Source organism: Marinobacter gelidimuriae (genome assembly GCF_000372805.1).
In the GTDB taxonomy this organism is placed as follows: domain Bacteria; phylum Pseudomonadota; class Gammaproteobacteria; order Pseudomonadales; family Oleiphilaceae; genus Marinobacter; species Marinobacter gelidimuriae.
Map to the genome: position 1 here is coordinate 1 of NZ_KB889916.1, position 15,630 is coordinate 15,630.

Sequence of the window (15,630 nt, forward strand, 5' to 3'; positions counted from 1 at the left end):
AGGTAATACCGCAAGTGTGGTTGATAGACACGCAAGAAAGCAGGAGGTTCCGGCTGCACCATCTCGTAAACATCCTGCTCTGCGGTCCAGCGCTGCGAACCATTGTAAAGCACGATAGGGAATACTGGCGGCAACCCACCTTTTGGTGTTGTCACCTTGTTCTTCAGCAGGTGGTCGTAGAAACAGGCCACATAGTGCATCAACCGGATTGGCATGGCGCGATCAACCCGGGATTGAAACTCCAGCAGAATATACAAATACACCTGCTGAGGCACGCCCTCCCAAGTGATCTCGACAGACCACACGACGTCTTCGAACTTCTCCTCGAACAGCGGGGTGATGTAATTGCCGCTGTGATTCTTGAGCGTATTGAAATCCATCAGGCCTGCAATCTCAGAGGGAGCAAACCCCTCAACTAACTGTTGTACAAATTCCGGATGACTGAACAATTCCTTGTAACCGGTGTCGTGGTGATTCGTTGCCATGCGTCCTCCTGATTCGGCAAATTTTACTATACCACGCTCAGGATTTTCAGCAGGTGGAACTGGATGTTCTCGGGGACAGATTTCAAATCTGTCCCCGCTTTTTCAACCGTGATTAGACGCCATACGTTTGTTACATCTGTGCGAACGAGCCACAGCTTTTGAGGCGACTATCGCAAAGAACGCCGAAGAGTGGCCTAGCGGCGTACCCGGACGACCCTTTTTTGCTGAACCGGTCTCACGCCTGGGAATTTTGCACCACTACAGGTTCTTGGTGTGGGCGAGTCGTCAAGTCCACGCCCAAGGCTCGCGTTACCGCAAGCATGGTTTTCAGGGTAGGGTTGCCCTGCCCACTGAATGAGCGGTAAAGCTGTTCACGGGAAAGACCGGTTTCACGTGCCAGTTCTGCCATACCCTTGGCTCGAGCCACTACCCCCATCGCCTTAGCAATATAGCCAGAATCACCGGTCTCCAGTGCGTCAGCAAGAAATATCGCAATGGCATCCGGACTGTCTAGCGCCTCCGCCGGATCGTAGTCATAAATATTGTCGCCCATAACCCCTCCCATTCAACTTCTAAGCATTGCGCCGTGTCGATATCGCTTTGCTGAGTGCTTTTATCCCCGCCACAAAGCAAAATGACCACCTCATTACCGCGCTGCTTGAAGTAAACACGATACCCAGGTCCATGGTGGATGCGCAGTTCGCTGACGCCCTGCCCCACCGGCTTTACATCACCTGCAAGGTTATTGGCGAGCCGAAAGATGCGTGCAGCAATCAATGCCTTGGCACGCGAATCACGGAGTTTACGCTCCCATTTTCGGTAGGTATCAGTCTGTTTAATATCAAGCATAAGTACAGCGTAGTTCTTCGACTACAAGGGCGCAATGCAAAGAGAAATGCGGATTTCTGAGCAATACGAGTGCCTGTCAGCGACGTTTTATCCCAGCTATGGCCGGCGCTCTCAAATACCAAACACGCCGCTCAAGGGGGCTACTGTTGAACTCTTCGCCAGCGCATTAAGCGCTGAGCCCATGCCTCTTCCCGGTCGAATCCGCATACGTCCTTGTTTGAATGGGCAGAAGGGCTTTTCTAAGAGCACTGGTTTGGTCGTTAATCTGCCACCGTTTACTGGGCGAATAACGCCCTTGCCCTAGGGGACCACCGCCACCCAGTAACAATCGGTGAAAATACAGCGTCAATTCCTGCAAATGCCGTGCACCCTCACGCGGACAGACTGGATACTGGCTCAGTAACTCCAAAACACAGAGTAGCCGCTGGAATCCCTCTCGGGAGAGACGGGGACGCAGCAGTTCCAAGTCTGTTTTGGTGGGGAAATAGCCTTGATACCAAACTACGTCAGCCAGTTCTTTGATGTCCTCCAGCCTGGCGTCCAGCGGAAGCGAACCCACTTGACGGAGCAGTTCTCGTGTATTCAACATGGCCATCCCCCCAATTGCTCACTGATAATCTTTCAGCGATGATTCCAAGTTACCCAATACTGGCATTTTATTGCCGACATAATAACCAATGGCCTCACGAGCCAGTCGCTCGAATTCATTAACATTCACGAACGGCAACCTGAGTAAGGACTGTATATCTTTCTGATCCCGGTCTCCGAAGCGACCTAGTTTGGATATGGCCACATCAACTGGACTGGCTACGTAAACCTCGACATTCGGAATATCACTTTGCGTCGTTAAACGAATCACACGATCTTCATAGTCTTCATGCAGCGGGCCTAGTGTCGTATTAAAGCTGAGGTCCAGCTCCAACATTTGGGACACACCTTCCTCATCAAAAAAAACGTATGCATCGTCGCCTAATAGTCCAATAATCTCAGATCGGTCAGCACGGCCGTGAGAAGCAACCTCTGCATCCACGTCAGCACTCCCTCTGGACTGAGTATGAATATGCACCGCACAGCCCCCGAAAACGATCACCTGAAAAACTCCCATCGTCCCATCTGCATAAACGGGCTCCAGTACACTAAAGAATTCTACAAGAGCTTTGCCAAGCGCCGTTCCAGGCTCAATCACGGGGTAACCTCTCGGTTCTAGCAGCATAAACCACTCTCTTCAGACATTTTGTTGAGTTTACCACACGGTCGATCTGCTAGAGAGCCGTCTGAGCCAGACCGTCAGCCTGTAACCAGAAAAGCAAAAAAGAGTCCCTTCGCACTCCTGCCCCACGCCGCCCTGAAAGCGAGCGTGAGGTGGACTGAATGTTTAGGTGAGCTTACAGCTGTAAACACCGGTCTAAAAGCGCTGCTATTTGCCGAATATCCACACAGTCAGATTTTTCCTCAGATCGTTTGCGGCGGGCCAGTAATTTGGCCAGGTGTAACAGTTGGGCATCGGTGACATCACCTTCAACACGATAGGTGCCGGAGGTTTCCCCGGCGATGAGTTTGGGATGAAGCTGAGCGGGGTGATTTTGTTCGGCAATAGGCGGCTTCAACAGTGCATTCATGGTGTGTCTCCAAATAAAGTGGTGGTGTCCGTCGGTGAACAAGCCTGGCGTTACGTCACCAGGTCCGCGCCTTTTAACTCGGCAAAGCGTTCCGTGAGCTTCCACAGCGCACGGTTCAGGCGCACATCTTCGGTCACGCTGTTGATGGCGCGGGTACGGGTGGCGCGTCCGCTGGTGGAGCGCCCGCGTAAGCCGCCTTTGAACAGGTTTTCCTGGGTGCGGCCAAACACCTGCCACAGGGTGCTGCCGGCGTCCTCGGTGCGCCGGGCTTCCAGAATGTCATCGGGCTTTATAGGGCAACAAACGGAGTGAGTGCCTGTCCATGTATTCTTACGTCGTGCCGCTGGCTCGCTTGATAAATACTACCAGCTAAGTGTCACACTGGATCCTGGAACGCCCCTTGTGGCAGCCTGAAAGCCGTTCCATTCATATAGATACAGCAAGGGCAGCCAATAGGCTGCCCTTGTCATGTTTGTAATTCACACTGAATTTCGGTCAGTGCTTGACCTCTGACCTTAACCGACTAACTTCATCAACCGTCAAACCAGCAATCTCTGCAATCTCTGCAATCTCTGCAATCTCTGCAATCTCTGCAATCTCCGCAATCATCTGATCATCCATTTCGGTGCGGTGGATCAGGTTATGGGCGATTTGTTCAGCCTTCATGTGCTCACCTTCTTGACGCCCTTCTTGACGCCCTACCAGCATGCCTTCAAGCCGTTCTTTCTTAACCAAGTTCTCCAAATTCTCTGCCAACATATCTCTGTCCTCCACCAAACTGTTGAGCTGATCCAGGTGTACTTCAGCCCCGAGTCGCTGCAAATGGCGCTTGAGCCAGCGGGTAATGATCCTGTCGGTACGATCCTTATTTGGGTCCGACTGTATGATCGCCACAACCCGATCCACCGCCTGCTGCAAAGCCTCCCAGCTGTGGCCGGCATTCTCGACACCAAAAACCCCACTCAACGGTGTCTGGCGCATCGAACGGGGCAAACCCTTCGATCAACTGCTGAACAAACTCCGGATGACTGAACAATTCCTTGTTGCCGATTTCAAGAGCCGGCCGGGGACAGACTTAAAGTCTGTCCCCACTTTGGTGCTGGCTTTACTCCCTGGGGACAGATTTATAAATCTGTCCCCGCTTTACTTCAGTTTCCTCCTCGGGACAGATTTCAAATCTGTCCCAGCTTCTCTTTTCCCGCCCTCGGGACAGATTTCAAATCTGTCCCAGCTTCTCCTTTCCCGCCTTCGGGACAGATTTCAAATCTGTCCCGGCTTTACCCACTGTCCCGGCTGACCCCGCTTTATCGGTCGCCCCAGCCACCAACGGCCGCGGATTCAAATTCCACACCAGGTCTTCAACACCGCCATTAGGCGCAAAACCCGTAGGAGCGGTTTTCAGGATAGAAACCACACCCTCACAATCAAAGGCGTGGCTGGCGTATTGCAGTTGCCTGATGGTATCCGCCACCTCAGGCCAGGTCATACACACTTCACGGGCCATCATAATGCGCGGGTGTGCCGTGCCTTGTGGATCGTCACCAATCAAAAGCTCTTCAAATAATTTCTCACCAGGTCGCAGGCCACTGAACACCAACTCTATCTCGCCATCTGGCTGCTCGGCGGTTCTTTCGCGGCGGCCCATCAAATGCATCATCTTGCGAGCCAAATCGGCAATTTTTACCGGCTCGCCCATGTCCAGCACAAACACCTCGCCACCCTGCCCCATACTGCCGGCCTGCAGCACCAGCTGGCTGGCTTCGGGAATGGTCATGAAATAGCGAATAATGTCCGGATGGGTGACCGTCACCGGGCCACCGCTACTAATCTGATCCCGGAACAAGGGCACCACCGAACCGGATGAGCCCAGCACATTGCCAAAACGCACCATCGAGAAAGCCGTCGCACTCTGGCGCTGCGCCAGCCCCTGCAACACCAACTCCGCCATACGCTTACTGGCGCCCATCACGTTGGTGGAACGTACCGCTTTATCGGTAGAAATCAACACAAACAACTCAACGCCCGCTGCAACCGCCGCCTCGGCCGCGTGCAATGTGCCAAACACATTGTTCTGCACACCTTCAATCACATTGTGCTCTACCAGCGGCACGTGCTTGTACGCCGCCGCGTGATACACCGTTTGCACCCCAAACGAACGCATTACCGCTTCACAACGGCGGCGGTGCACCACACTGCCCAGCAATGGGTGAACACACACATTCAGACCTTCCATGAGATTGATCTGCTGAAGCTCGCGCTCAATGGCGTACAGGGCAAACTCAGATTGCTCAAACAACACCAGGCACTTGGGCTGGTGGCGGATAATCTGCCGGCACAACTCGGAGCCAATCGAACCACCAGCGCCAGTCACCATCACCGATCGTTCGAATAGAGACGAAGCCACCTGGGCGTTGTCTGGCCGCACCGGATCACGGCCCAGCAGATCCTCAATCTCAAGATCGCGAATGTCATTAATGCGGGCCTGGCCAGCAATCACTTCGCTAAACGACGGCACCGTTTGCACCGGAAGATTCAGCTTTTCCAACTGAGTCAGCAACTCGCGACGGTTCACGTCCAAATCCGCATCCACCGCCAACAGCAAGCGCTCAACACGCAGACTGCGCACCGCGTCTTTTAAATGGCTTAACGCAAACGCTGGCAAACCCACCACCAAGGTTTTGTGGTTGCCAGGTATCAGACTGATGAACATGACAGGGTGGTATTCGTTACCCTGCTGTAACGCTTTGGCCAGCTGCACACCGGTTTGACCGGCACCTATAATCGCCACGCGCTCTTTGTCACGGCCGGAAGAGTATTGCACCAACATGCGCATACTCATGCGGCTCCCACCTACAAAAATAAGCGCCAGCGCAGAGTAGATTAGCGGAACAGAACGGGGAACAAACACATTCAAGCTGTAGCTAAGTAACACCAGCAACAGCGTCGAGGCAGCAACGCCGGTGATGATGGTTATAAAAGCCCGGTCACTCATGTAGCGAATAACAGCACGATACAAACCAAGCCGAACGAACACCGCCAGCGTAAATACCACGGTAAGCAGTGAAATCAGCAACTGAGCTCTGTTTGGTTCCCACAAGGCCACGTCCAAGCGCAACGCAAAAGACGCCCAAAGTGCAAAAGAAAGGACGGCAAAATCCACAAACAGGGAGATTACGCGCTTTTTAAAGCGGGACAACTGAAGGAATGCCTTGAACATAGTAACCTCTTGCCTTCCTGACGAACGTGCCAAAGCTACTCTCGACCTGGAATACGGTCACCAGAGCCCTTGCCTGAGACCGTCATAAAAATGTACTTGAAGTACGCCGAAACAGTCAGATTCACCAGCATTTTGGCATCCGTTGTTGCTAGAAGCTCAGGCGTCGACATATCAATATCGTTCACCTGCGCCAAACCGGTAACCCCCGGCCGAGCGCCTAACACACCGCGCTGTTCACGCTGCTGAATCAGCTCTTCCTGGTTGAACAAACATGGGCGCGGCCCTACCAAGCTCATCTCGCCTTTCAACACATTCCAAAGCTGCGGCAGCTCATCCAGCTTGGTACGGCGCAAAAAATGCCCAAACTTGGTGATGGAGGAGCTGCTCGCCAAGTGACTAGCCACCGACGCTGTATCAACAGACATAGTGCGAAATTTCACCAAAGTAAACGGCTTTTTATACCGCCCTACCCGCTCCTGCCTGAAAACAGGGGAACCTGTGTCAAATAAGCCAATAACACAAAGCACCAGCAACACCGGGGAACCAAACACCAGGCCGAGTAACGAAAACAAAAAATCCAAAGTACGAATCACAAATTCAATCCTGCTGATTGGGAAAACAACGTTGAAGGCCTTGCTTCACTGTAAGAGGCGGAATCCAGTTTAGACACTTTCGAGTGTGGCTGATATCAACCTGAAGAGATCCTAATAAACGCTGAGCAACGGCTTTTTTTCCCAGCAGCGTAGCGCCGAATTGCAGCAAACCCGCAGGAACCGGAATAAGCCGCGATGGCTTACCCATAGCCGCCGCAACGCCTTGAAGCAATTGGGTTGTGGACAGGTCCCCACCGTCACTAATCAGAAACGTCTCATTTACTGCACCGGGGTGATCAATGCAGGTGATGATCAAATCGACGAGGTTGTCCAAAGCGACAAGCGAGCGCTTGTTATGAACCGCACCCAGTGGCAGGGGAAGGCCTTTGCCAACCAGCTTGATCATGCTGGCAAAGTTACCCTTTACACCTGGGCCATACACGAGAGGTGGGCGAATGATGACAACTTCCATGCCAGTCTCGACAGCCAGCTCGCGCAAACCCTGCTCTGCTTCGTGCTTGGAAATACCGTAGAAGTCTTCGGGTGACGGATCATCGTGTGAAAAGAAGGGTTGGCCTAACCGAGTTTGCTCTCCGTTCACTTTGATAGAACTTATAAATATAAACCGCTTCACACCAGCCGCAGCCGCTTGGCGCGCAAAGTTAAGGGCGCCCTCAACATTTACTTCGCGAAAGGCTTGAAGCGGATCACTCTCTGTGTCGCTCATAACGTGTACTCTTGCCGCCGCATGAACCACAACAGATACGCCGTCAAAAAGAGCATCTACGGCGGGCAAGTCAAAAAACGATGGAATTTCAAAAACAGGGTACGATTTACTAAACGCCGTCCGTGATACCCCTGTCACACCGTAAACACCAGAATCAATAATGCAATCAGCCAAACGCCCGCCTACAAAGCCACTGACGCCTGTTATCAGAATTCGATCGCTGCTCATTCGTTACTACCCTTTGCCAGCATCAAACCGTGCAGGTCCTGAATAAAGTTTTCAAACCCCAGCCCGCTTTTCAGTTCGGCGCGATCCATATCGAAGCCAGCTTCATCAAATTGTCCGGTTTCAATAGCCCGATACACTGAAACAATTGCTTCAACGTTGGGGTCGGCACACGTTCCCAGCTTTTTATCCGTCACCCAATCTGCAACGCTTGTTTTCTTGCCACAAATTGCCAGGATTTTTGCGCCAGAAAATACGTATGAAGAAGTTTTACTCGGAAAAGCATAGCGCGTGACCTCATCCTCAATCGGCAATAACGCCCACTCGTAAGTAGCATTAAGCTGAGCCGCCTGAAGAGGCGTCACCAGCCCGAGATACATCACTTTTTCATATTTTTCGGACAGCGCTTTTAGATCCTTAGCAAACACTCCGGAGCCCGCAAATACAAATTCCAGCGTGCCACCACTGTTTAGGTATTCGGTAATGGATTTAATAACAAGAGGAATACGCTGTAAGCGACCTGCATTGCCACAAAAAGAAAACCCAAGCTTCTTTCGGCTCGGGAAATCGACCTCATCGAAGGACACGGCGGGGTTTGCGAGTACCGTTATTGGCGCCTCTGTCCCGGAGCGCTGTCTTATCTGGTCAGCCATCTGCTCCGTAATCGTTATTAACTGATCAGCCCGGCGCATCGTTAAACAGTCCAACTTGCGCAAAATGCCGTACACAAAACTATTCAACTTGACGACAACGTTCGTCGCTTCAGGGTGAATATCTTGCAAGTGATACACAAACTGCGCCTTAAATACTCGCGCATAAAGCATCACTATAAAAGGCACCAGAATTGGGGGGTCGGTTGATACGTAAACTGTTTTCGGGCGTTGCCAAAGAAGAACACCAACAACCCACAGCATAAAGAAAACTGTATCAATCATTCGCAGAAACAGGCCACTGGAAGAAGATGTTAGTGCTTTGCACGGGAAGAAATCAACCTCCTTTCCTCGCTGCGCTTCATCGAGCTTGTCCCGAATGCCTACATGATCCTGCATGATGACGCCCACTCTGCACTCGCTTGCGGCCTTCTCGCAAAAACGAAGCAGAACTTCACCAATCACAGGATAAATCGGCCAGAAGCTCCGATTAATGACAACAACATCCATTTTAAATCGACGCATTCAGTATTGTTTCCAAACTACACGATTCACATAATCGGTATAGCTGTGGATAATCCGAACAACCTTATCCGAAACATTGGGCATGCTGTAGTCGGCAACCAACCTCAGAGTCCGTGCCGATTCGCCGCGGGCCTGGGTTTCAAGAATAGCCAGCCCCTGCTGAACTCTCTCTACCTCCAGCCCAACCATCATTACAGCGGCCTCCTCCATGCCTTCGGGTCGTTCATGGGCCTCACGAATATTCAAAGCAGGAAAGTTAAGAATGGAAGACTCTTCATTAATGGTGCCGCTATCAGACAATACCGCCTTGGCAGAAAGCTGCAGCCTTACGTAGTCGTGGAACCCTAGCGGCTTTAGTAGCCGAACCTTTGGGTGAAATTCCGAGCCGGCGGCATTGATGCGATTCTGGGTACGGGGGTGCGTAGACACAATCACCGGCAGGTTATAGCTTTCCGCAACGCTGTTCAGAGTCTCAACCAGCTTAGTGAATGAGCGCTCTGACTCAATATTTTCCTCGCGGTGTGCGCTAACAACAAAATACTGCCCTTCTTTCAGCTCCAACCGCTGTAGCACATCCGAGGCATCTATCTGAGGGCGATAGTGATTCAGCACTTCAAACATCGGGCTACCGGTTTTGATCACCTGATCCGGCGGAATTCCCTCACGCAGCAAATAATCCCGTGCAATGCTGCTGTACGTCATATTAATGTCCGACGTATGGTCGACAATACGGCGATTGGTTTCCTCTGGCACCCGTTGATCAAAGCACCGATTACCCGCTTCCATGTGGAAAATCGGCACTTTCCGACGCTTAGCCGGTATGACAGACAGACAGCTATTGGTGTCACCCAACACCAGCAAGGCTTCTGGTTTGACGATTTCCAAAACCTCATCAACCGACGAAATCAGATTACCGATCGTATTCGCCGCGCTTTTGCTGCCATCGGCGCTGTTCAGAAAATAATCCGGCTTACGGATATTGAGGTCATCAAAAAAGACCTGGTTCAGTTCGTAATCGTAGTTCTGGCCCGTGTGTACCAGAATGTGCTCACAGAACTCATCCAGCCGGGCCAACACCCGAGAAAGACGGATGATCTCAGGGCGAGTGCCCACAACCGTCATTACCTTCAGTTTTTTCATGGCAAATCGCACTCAATTATTTGTTGATCAGAACGAATGGGAAGCAGTGAACTATTAAAGAGGACAGGCAAAGGTATCAGGCTTTTCTCGATCAAAGATTTCGTTCGCCCACAACATGACCACCATTTCCGTGTCACCAATATTGGTAATATCGTGGGTCCAGCCTGGTACCGTCTCGACAATTTCGGCTTTTTCACCATCGGTCACCAGCTCGTACTCCTCACCTGTCTGGATCTGACGAAATTTAAAGCGAGCCTGACCGCTAATCACCAGAAATTTTTCCGTTTTGGAATGGTGATAGTGGCCGCCACGGGTGATACCAGGGTGCGCTGTGAAATATGAAAACTGACCGCAATCTGGTGTTTTAAGCATTTCAACAAACACGCCACGGTGGTCGCCGTGCCGCGGGACCGTGTACGAAAACTCCGACGGTGGTAAAAAGCTGACATAGGTGGAATGCAAAGCCCTGACCAATCCCTGCCCCACTCGATCGGTGACCAACGATTCCCGACTTGCCTTGAATCCGCGAATGGTTTTAGCCAAGTCACCCACCGTAGTGGTGTATTGGGGCTGAACCTGCTCAAAGCCATTTAAGTCCGGGTTGGGCTGCGCGCCATCTAACAACTGCAGTATGCGCTCAACCACGTCATCTACATAAACCAGCGTTATCTCAGCCTCTGCGTTATTAACCTGAATAGGCTTGTTTCGCGCAACGTTGTGGCAAAATGTTGCGACAGCAGAGTTATAGTTCGGGCGAGACCACTTTCCAAACACGTTGGGCAGTCGAAAAATAAAGAGTGGAAAACCGGACTCACTGGCGGCCTTCTGGGCTGCGATTTCGCCGTTGCGTTTGCTAATGCCATAGTCGTTATCAAGTGTTGCCTGTGTGGATGAGGTAATAAACAGCGGTACCTTTTTACCTTCATCACGAGCCATTACAGCCAAAATATCACAAATTTCAGCAGTGAAATCGGCATTACCCTCCTGAAACTCTGTCACATTCTGAGGCCGATTCACGCCCGCTAAATGAACAACGTGGGTTGCGATCGCCAACGCCTCTCGCAGTTCGTCTTTGGAGGATTCACGAGTTATCGACGAGACATCAACATCGTTGCGTTCCGCCAAATGCTGTCGTAAATTTTTACCAATAAAACCGTCTGCGCCTGTAATCACTACGTGCATTGCTATTAATCCTGTGGCTGTGGGTCTTTGCCTTCTACGATCGATTGGATGAAGTCCAACTTCATTAGCAGCTTCTGCATGCCTGCTTTATCCAATCTTTCTGTATTGTGTGAGTTGTAATCAACGGCTTCAGAGATCTTCTGCTCACCCTGCTCAACGTACTTGCCGTAGTTTAAGTCGCGAAGATCAGGCGGAACCCGGTAGTAACCCTCAAGATTTTCAGCCGCGACCATTTCTTCCCGGCTAAGCAAGGCTTCAAAAAGCTTCTCACCGTGACGAGTGCCAATAATTCGAACTTCGTGCTCTGGCACACCCATCAACTCCGTCAGCGCATGGGCTAGCGTTTCGATGGTTGCCGCAGGTGCTTTCTGAACGAAAATATCCCCAGGGGAAGCGTACTCAAACGCATAAAGAACCAGGTCCACCGCGTCGTCCAAGGTCATCATGAAACGGGTCATGTCTGGGTCCGTAATAGTTATCGGCTGCCCAGCTTTGATCTGCTCGACAAACAATGGAATAACCGAACCGCGGGACGCCATTACGTTGCCGTAGCGAGTGGCGCAAATAACTGTTTCGGTGCTTGAGCGGGACTTGGCGACAACGATCTTTTCCATCATTGCCTTGGAGATGCCCATGGCGTTGATGGGGTAAACGGCTTTATCTGTACTTAGGCAAACAACGCGCTTCACACCACACGAAATGGCGGCTTCAAGAACATTCTCTGTACCAAGCACGTTCGTCTTGACTGCTTCCATCGGGTGAAATTCGCAGGATGGCACTTGCTTGAGCGCTGCGGCATGATAAATAAAATCAACACCGCGCACTGCACTCAGTACAGACTGATAGTCACGTACGTCCCCAATATAGAATTTGAGTTTGGGGTTGTTGTAGCGCTTACGCATATCATCTTGTTTCTTTTCGTCTCGGCTGAAGATGCGAATTTCTTCAATGTCCGTGTCCAAGAAGCGTCTGAGGACGGCGTTACCGAAAGATCCGGTGCCACCAGTTATTAGCAATTTTTTATTTCTAAAACGAATTCTCATAAAAAATCCCTGTGTACTCTATAACTTTCCTTAGACCAGTTGTATCTTTTAAGACTTGGAGCTTTTGATAACGATGCCGACTCTTCGTGATAAACAACCAAATCTGGGTCGTAATATATTTTACCGTCACTTTTAATCACTTGAGCACTCAAAAACGCCTCTTCACCATAGAGAAAAAACGGATATTCTAATTCAGTATTCTTTTTGAAAAACTCAGAAGTAAGAATATAAAAGGCTCCAATTCCCATGTGAATATACTGCGGGCTATCAGATTTCTTATTTGGCCTCCTAGGCATTAAGAACTTCTGGACGACGAGAAGAAAATTAGCAACAAAAAATGAAGTATAGTAAATATCTAACTTAAGTTTTCGTATTTTACTAACTCTTTTAACAACATGAGGATTTTGATGAAACCCATCCACTGTTACAATGTCGGGGCAAACAACAAAAACATCTTTAGAAAAAATCTTACCTTTTAAAGAGTCTAGAAAGAGCTTATCAAAAACTAGATCATTATTCCCAATACATACATATTTATATTTTTCAACATCACAAACCCCTAAGCCTAAATTAAGCCCGGAAAAGTAGCCTTCATTACATTCCGAATAAATCAATTTAACATTTTTTTGAGCTCTCGAAAAAAATATCCAACCTATTGGATTCGTTTTCATCCAAAGAATTATCAACAATGACAAAGTCAAAGTCAAAGTTATCAGGACTATTAGATACAACTAAAAGGGACTTGTACATTTCTACCGTTTGTCGAAAACCAAAATGATTAACGACAATAAAACAAATTTTTTTCATGGAAATCCCAAATTGAATAAAAAACTAATACATATTAGTCAACCTTGCCCGTCACCCCTCGAATAAAGTCTAAAACTCCCTTGATGACATATCGAACACTGTCGATTCGCTTATCGCCTAAAAATATAATAGTAAAAAAATAAAAGAAGCGCGAGAGAGTCATTTTAGATAGCTGAAGGGGAAAATCTTTACCATATATCGACAACAGATAGAAATGATTTCTAAAAATATAATAACGCCGAATTGGAGAGTGAAAACTATGAACCTTTCGAAAAACTTTTACAGTTTTGTCGCCAAGTTTATGATCAAGCACCGCGTTGGATACTAAAAATATCGGTATTCCATTTTTCTTCAGTCTAAATGAGAACTCAAAATCCACTCCGTCTATGAAAAGCCATTACCGTTTCCTTATTATGCCAGACCCAGTGATCCCGACACTCATTCTGATTCTATGTATTTTTCACAAATTTATTTAATAGTCAGGACAAAATAGTTCAGTGGTTATGCATACGAGAAACGTATAATTGGTCCTTTGAGAAAACAACAAAAAGAACAAAAGAAACTGTCACCAACGCGTTAATTAAATAATAAGGTTGAGAGATTGAAGAATTAACCATTGACTGCCATAAAACACAAGAACCGAGTATTAGAATATACATAGACTTAGAGAAACCTATAGATAAATAAATATTATTTTTTTTGTAAAATCTTCGAATCAAATATGCAAACACAAAATAACAAAAAAATGTCGCAAAAATCCCAATTCTATATATTTGATCAAGAAAAAAATTGTGCATTCCTGGTGAACCAGAACCACCAGTTCCAAACATAAAAATATCTAAATTATTGTAAAAAAAATCAAAAGCATTTTTCAGTATCGACAACCTCCCTGAATCAACATTTCCACTTTCTATCAACCCAACAGACCTACCTGACATCCCATTCGTCAAGTAAATAAACGCCCCGAAAAAAGAGAAAACAACAAATAAAAACAGCGACATTAATGAACGAAGACTTGTCTTTCTATAAACCAACCCATAGAAGAAGGCCATCATTAATATTATTAGAAAACCTGTCAAAAACTCAGCTAAGAATGCCTTTCTGCCAGAAGACAAACCTAAGAACCCCAAAATAAAAACCATTAAAGATATCATAACAGTGAAGCTTCTGCCTTTAACCAGCGGAAGGACTGATAACTGCCTATACAAAACTGCCAAACTCAAAAAAAACGCTAAAGAAAGTACTCCAGGATAAGATACCAATGCTTGATATAATATCAATCCAAACACTAACGAAAACTCACTTCTGTCATCAACTGACATGATATTATCAGCTGTCAGCACCAAAGAAAGAAAATGAGAGCTAATAACTATTAAAAGACCAATAACATAAAATTTGAATATCACCAATCTATCTTCTCTTCTGACGGGAAAAGTTAGGATTACTAATGACATTACCGGAAATATCAGCTGTATAAATCTAGGAAGGCTCAACCCAGAAACATAGAGAGAATGAATGCCAAGGCCGATCACATAGAAAAACAAAAAAATAATCATAGTTCCCGGTTTAAAAACGGCAACAACCTTATCTGATCTAATAATCAACAAAAAATAACCCGATATTACTGCCATCAAAAAAGAAAGACCACCAACAGGAAAAGGAATAGCCGGTCGATCGAGGGGCGAATAATCATTAAATTCAATTATCATAAGCTCCATTTTTCCGAAATCGAAAAAGAGCGGTACTGATATGAACAGAAAAGAAAATTTATATATCAAAAAAATGAAACTTTCTATTCTTTTGTTTATAGAACTCAGAAGCATAAATATTGACTACGTAGATTATGTTAGGAAAGCTCTGAACATGGCTTCAAAAAATAAATAATACAACAATTCCGGATCGCGTAGGTATTAAGCGCTGCCCTAAAGCCGTTGATGAACGATTGCATATTGGCCACTGATGGGAGACACGATCAGGGAAAACGCATGAAACATTTCGCACCGCGAGAATCGCGGCAAGGTAGTTCTCATCCAGTGCCGCTTTCTTCTGTTTGCGCCGGATGCCGCCTTTAAAATTCGTTTCACCTTTTAGGTAATTCAACGCGATATGACGCACTCTCGCGAGGTTCTCAGCGGCATAACCACGATGGATTTTACAGGCGTCGTCACGAAGAGCGACATCCAAAGACCAGTGCAATTTATTCTCGATATACCAGTGCTGACGGGCCGCTTCGGCGAGCTTTTTTGCGCTCAACTCGGCTGAACTGATGTAGTGACGGATCATGGGTTCTGCAGGCGCTTTATCGCCTTCGCTACGAAATGACATGACCACACCAACATTGGGGTCAGGTCTTGCAATCATACATCACCCCCAACCTTTACCGCCCTGCTTACCGTAGCATAATGCACCCCGAAGAAATTCGCTATTGCCTGCATCGTGTAGTCGCCTGTGGCGTAGGCAGCGACCATCGCGGCTTTTGGATCCCGATGCTTATTCTGGTAATAGCTCAGCGGCTTTGCCAGTGGGCGGCGTTGCGCGCGCGGTATCTCGCCTGTAGCAATTTCATCT

The 15,630-nt window shown here is 48.2% G+C and carries 18 protein-coding genes; all 18 read right to left on the bottom strand.

Annotated features, from left to right (window positions below; all coding sequences use genetic code 11):
• The coding region (locus A3OI_RS0114755) for an Rpn family recombination-promoting nuclease/putative transposase (protein WP_018405025.1) at positions 1-485 on the bottom strand (485 nt) is incomplete at its 3' end.
• 235 nt (positions 486-720) lie between these two features.
• Positions 721-1,038: an addiction module antidote protein gene (locus A3OI_RS0114760; protein ID WP_018405026.1), complete on the bottom strand. Its 318-nt coding sequence runs from the start codon at positions 1,036-1,038 to the stop codon at positions 721-723.
• A complete protein-coding gene (locus tag A3OI_RS22180; RefSeq protein ID WP_081622947.1) occupies positions 996-1,334 on the bottom strand; it encodes a type II toxin-antitoxin system RelE/ParE family toxin in 339 nt (112 codons plus the stop codon). Before A3OI_RS22180 ends, A3OI_RS0114760 begins: the two co-directional genes overlap by 43 nt.
• Positions 1,335-1,941: 607 nt before the next feature.
• On the bottom strand, positions 1,942-2,547 hold the full coding sequence (locus A3OI_RS0114775; RefSeq protein ID WP_018405029.1) for a DUF6036 family nucleotidyltransferase: 606 nt from the start codon (positions 2,545-2,547) through the stop codon (positions 1,942-1,944).
• A gap of 172 nt (positions 2,548-2,719) precedes the next feature.
• Complete coding sequence (locus A3OI_RS0114780; protein WP_018405030.1) at positions 2,720-2,953, bottom strand: hypothetical protein; 234 nt, start codon at positions 2,951-2,953, stop codon at positions 2,720-2,722.
• A gap of 50 nt (positions 2,954-3,003) precedes the next feature.
• A complete protein-coding gene (locus A3OI_RS0114785) occupies positions 3,004-3,183 on the bottom strand; it encodes a hypothetical protein (protein WP_018405031.1) in 180 nt (59 codons plus the stop codon).
• Positions 3,184-3,448: 265 nt separating this feature from the next.
• Positions 3,449-3,934 (bottom strand): hypothetical protein, encoded by a 486-nt coding sequence (locus tag A3OI_RS0114790; RefSeq protein ID WP_018405032.1) that lies wholly within the window; start codon positions 3,932-3,934, stop codon positions 3,449-3,451.
• A 235-nt stretch (positions 3,935-4,169) separates the two neighbouring features.
• Positions 4,170-6,170, bottom strand: a complete 2,001-nt coding sequence (locus A3OI_RS0114795) for a nucleoside-diphosphate sugar epimerase/dehydratase (RefSeq protein ID WP_018405033.1) — start codon at positions 6,168-6,170, stop codon at positions 4,170-4,172.
• A gap of 35 nt (positions 6,171-6,205) precedes the next feature.
• A complete protein-coding gene (locus A3OI_RS0114800) occupies positions 6,206-6,763 on the bottom strand; it encodes a sugar transferase (protein WP_018405034.1) in 558 nt (185 codons plus the stop codon).
• 4 nt (positions 6,764-6,767) lie between these two features.
• A complete protein-coding gene (locus A3OI_RS0114805; protein WP_018405035.1) occupies positions 6,768-7,718 on the bottom strand; it encodes a UDP-glucose 4-epimerase family protein in 951 nt (316 codons plus the stop codon).
• Positions 7,715-8,890 (bottom strand): glycosyltransferase, encoded by a 1,176-nt coding sequence (locus A3OI_RS0114810; RefSeq protein ID WP_018405036.1) that lies wholly within the window; start codon positions 8,888-8,890, stop codon positions 7,715-7,717. The genes A3OI_RS0114805 and A3OI_RS0114810 overlap by 4 nt, the downstream gene beginning before the upstream one ends.
• On the bottom strand, positions 8,891-10,030 hold the full coding sequence (gene wecB / locus A3OI_RS0114815) for a non-hydrolyzing UDP-N-acetylglucosamine 2-epimerase (protein WP_018405037.1): 1,140 nt from the start codon (positions 10,028-10,030) through the stop codon (positions 8,891-8,893).
• Positions 10,031-10,084: 54 nt separating this feature from the next.
• A complete protein-coding gene (wbjC, locus tag A3OI_RS0114820) occupies positions 10,085-11,212 on the bottom strand; it encodes a UDP-2-acetamido-2,6-beta-L-arabino-hexul-4-ose reductase (RefSeq protein ID WP_018405038.1) in 1,128 nt (375 codons plus the stop codon).
• Positions 11,213-11,217: 5 nt separating this feature from the next.
• Complete coding sequence (locus A3OI_RS0114825) at positions 11,218-12,255, bottom strand: polysaccharide biosynthesis protein (RefSeq protein WP_018405039.1); 1,038 nt, start codon at positions 12,253-12,255, stop codon at positions 11,218-11,220.
• The gene (locus A3OI_RS20410; RefSeq protein ID WP_155903159.1) at positions 12,252-12,926 is read right to left on the bottom strand and encodes a glycosyltransferase family protein; all 675 of its coding nucleotides are present in this window, start codon (positions 12,924-12,926) and stop codon (positions 12,252-12,254) included. The genes A3OI_RS0114825 and A3OI_RS20410 overlap by 4 nt, the downstream gene beginning before the upstream one ends.
• Positions 12,927-13,556: 630 nt before the next feature.
• Positions 13,557-14,771 carry a hypothetical protein gene (locus A3OI_RS0114840; protein ID WP_155903161.1) on the bottom strand — a complete coding sequence of 405 codons (1,215 nt, stop codon included), beginning with the start codon at positions 14,769-14,771 and terminating at the stop codon, positions 13,557-13,559.
• Positions 14,772-14,931: 160 nt separating this feature from the next.
• Positions 14,932-15,423, bottom strand: a complete 492-nt coding sequence (locus tag A3OI_RS22185; RefSeq protein WP_018405042.1) for an ISAs1 family transposase — start codon at positions 15,421-15,423, stop codon at positions 14,932-14,934.
• Positions 15,420-15,630, bottom strand: a 211-nt coding sequence (locus A3OI_RS23445) for a hypothetical protein (RefSeq protein ID WP_026224230.1), incomplete at its 5' end; no start/stop codon positions are given. The genes A3OI_RS23445 and A3OI_RS22185, both read right to left, overlap by 4 nt.

Bases quoted from the DNA above. Each gene is read 5' to 3' on its own strand.
- A3OI_RS0114840 (WP_155903161.1), bottom strand. From the start codon at position 14,771: ATGATAATTGAATTTAATGATTATTCGCCCCTCGATCGACCGGCTATT.
- A3OI_RS0114780 (WP_018405030.1), bottom strand. From the start codon at position 2,953: ATGAATGCACTGTTGAAGCCGCCTATTGCCGAACAAAATCACCCCGCT.
- wecB (WP_018405037.1), bottom strand. From the start codon at position 10,030: ATGAAAAAACTGAAGGTAATGACGGTTGTGGGCACTCGCCCTGAGATC.
- A3OI_RS22180 (WP_081622947.1), bottom strand. From the start codon at position 1,334: ATGCTTGATATTAAACAGACTGATACCTACCGAAAATGGGAGCGTAAA.
- A3OI_RS0114795 (WP_018405033.1), bottom strand. From the start codon at position 6,170: ATGTTCAAGGCATTCCTTCAGTTGTCCCGCTTTAAAAAGCGCGTAATC.
- A3OI_RS22185 (WP_018405042.1), bottom strand. From the start codon at position 15,423: ATGATTGCAAGACCTGACCCCAATGTTGGTGTGGTCATGTCATTTCGT.
- A3OI_RS0114775 (WP_018405029.1), bottom strand. From the start codon at position 2,547: ATGCTGCTAGAACCGAGAGGTTACCCCGTGATTGAGCCTGGAACGGCG.
- A3OI_RS0114825 (WP_018405039.1), bottom strand. From the start codon at position 12,255: ATGAGAATTCGTTTTAGAAATAAAAAATTGCTAATAACTGGTGGCACC.
- A3OI_RS20410 (WP_155903159.1), bottom strand. From the start codon at position 12,926: ATGAAAACGAATCCAATAGGTTGGATATTTTTTTCGAGAGCTCAAAAA.
- wbjC (WP_018405038.1), bottom strand. From the start codon at position 11,212: ATGCACGTAGTGATTACAGGCGCAGACGGTTTTATTGGTAAAAATTTA.
- A3OI_RS0114805 (WP_018405035.1), bottom strand. From the start codon at position 7,718: ATGAGCAGCGATCGAATTCTGATAACAGGCGTCAGTGGCTTTGTAGGC.
- A3OI_RS0114760 (WP_018405026.1), bottom strand. From the start codon at position 1,038: ATGGGCGACAATATTTATGACTACGATCCGGCGGAGGCGCTAGACAGT.
- A3OI_RS0114790 (WP_018405032.1), bottom strand. From the start codon at position 3,934: ATGCGCCAGACACCGTTGAGTGGGGTTTTTGGTGTCGAGAATGCCGGC.
- A3OI_RS0114810 (WP_018405036.1), bottom strand. From the start codon at position 8,890: ATGCGTCGATTTAAAATGGATGTTGTTGTCATTAATCGGAGCTTCTGG.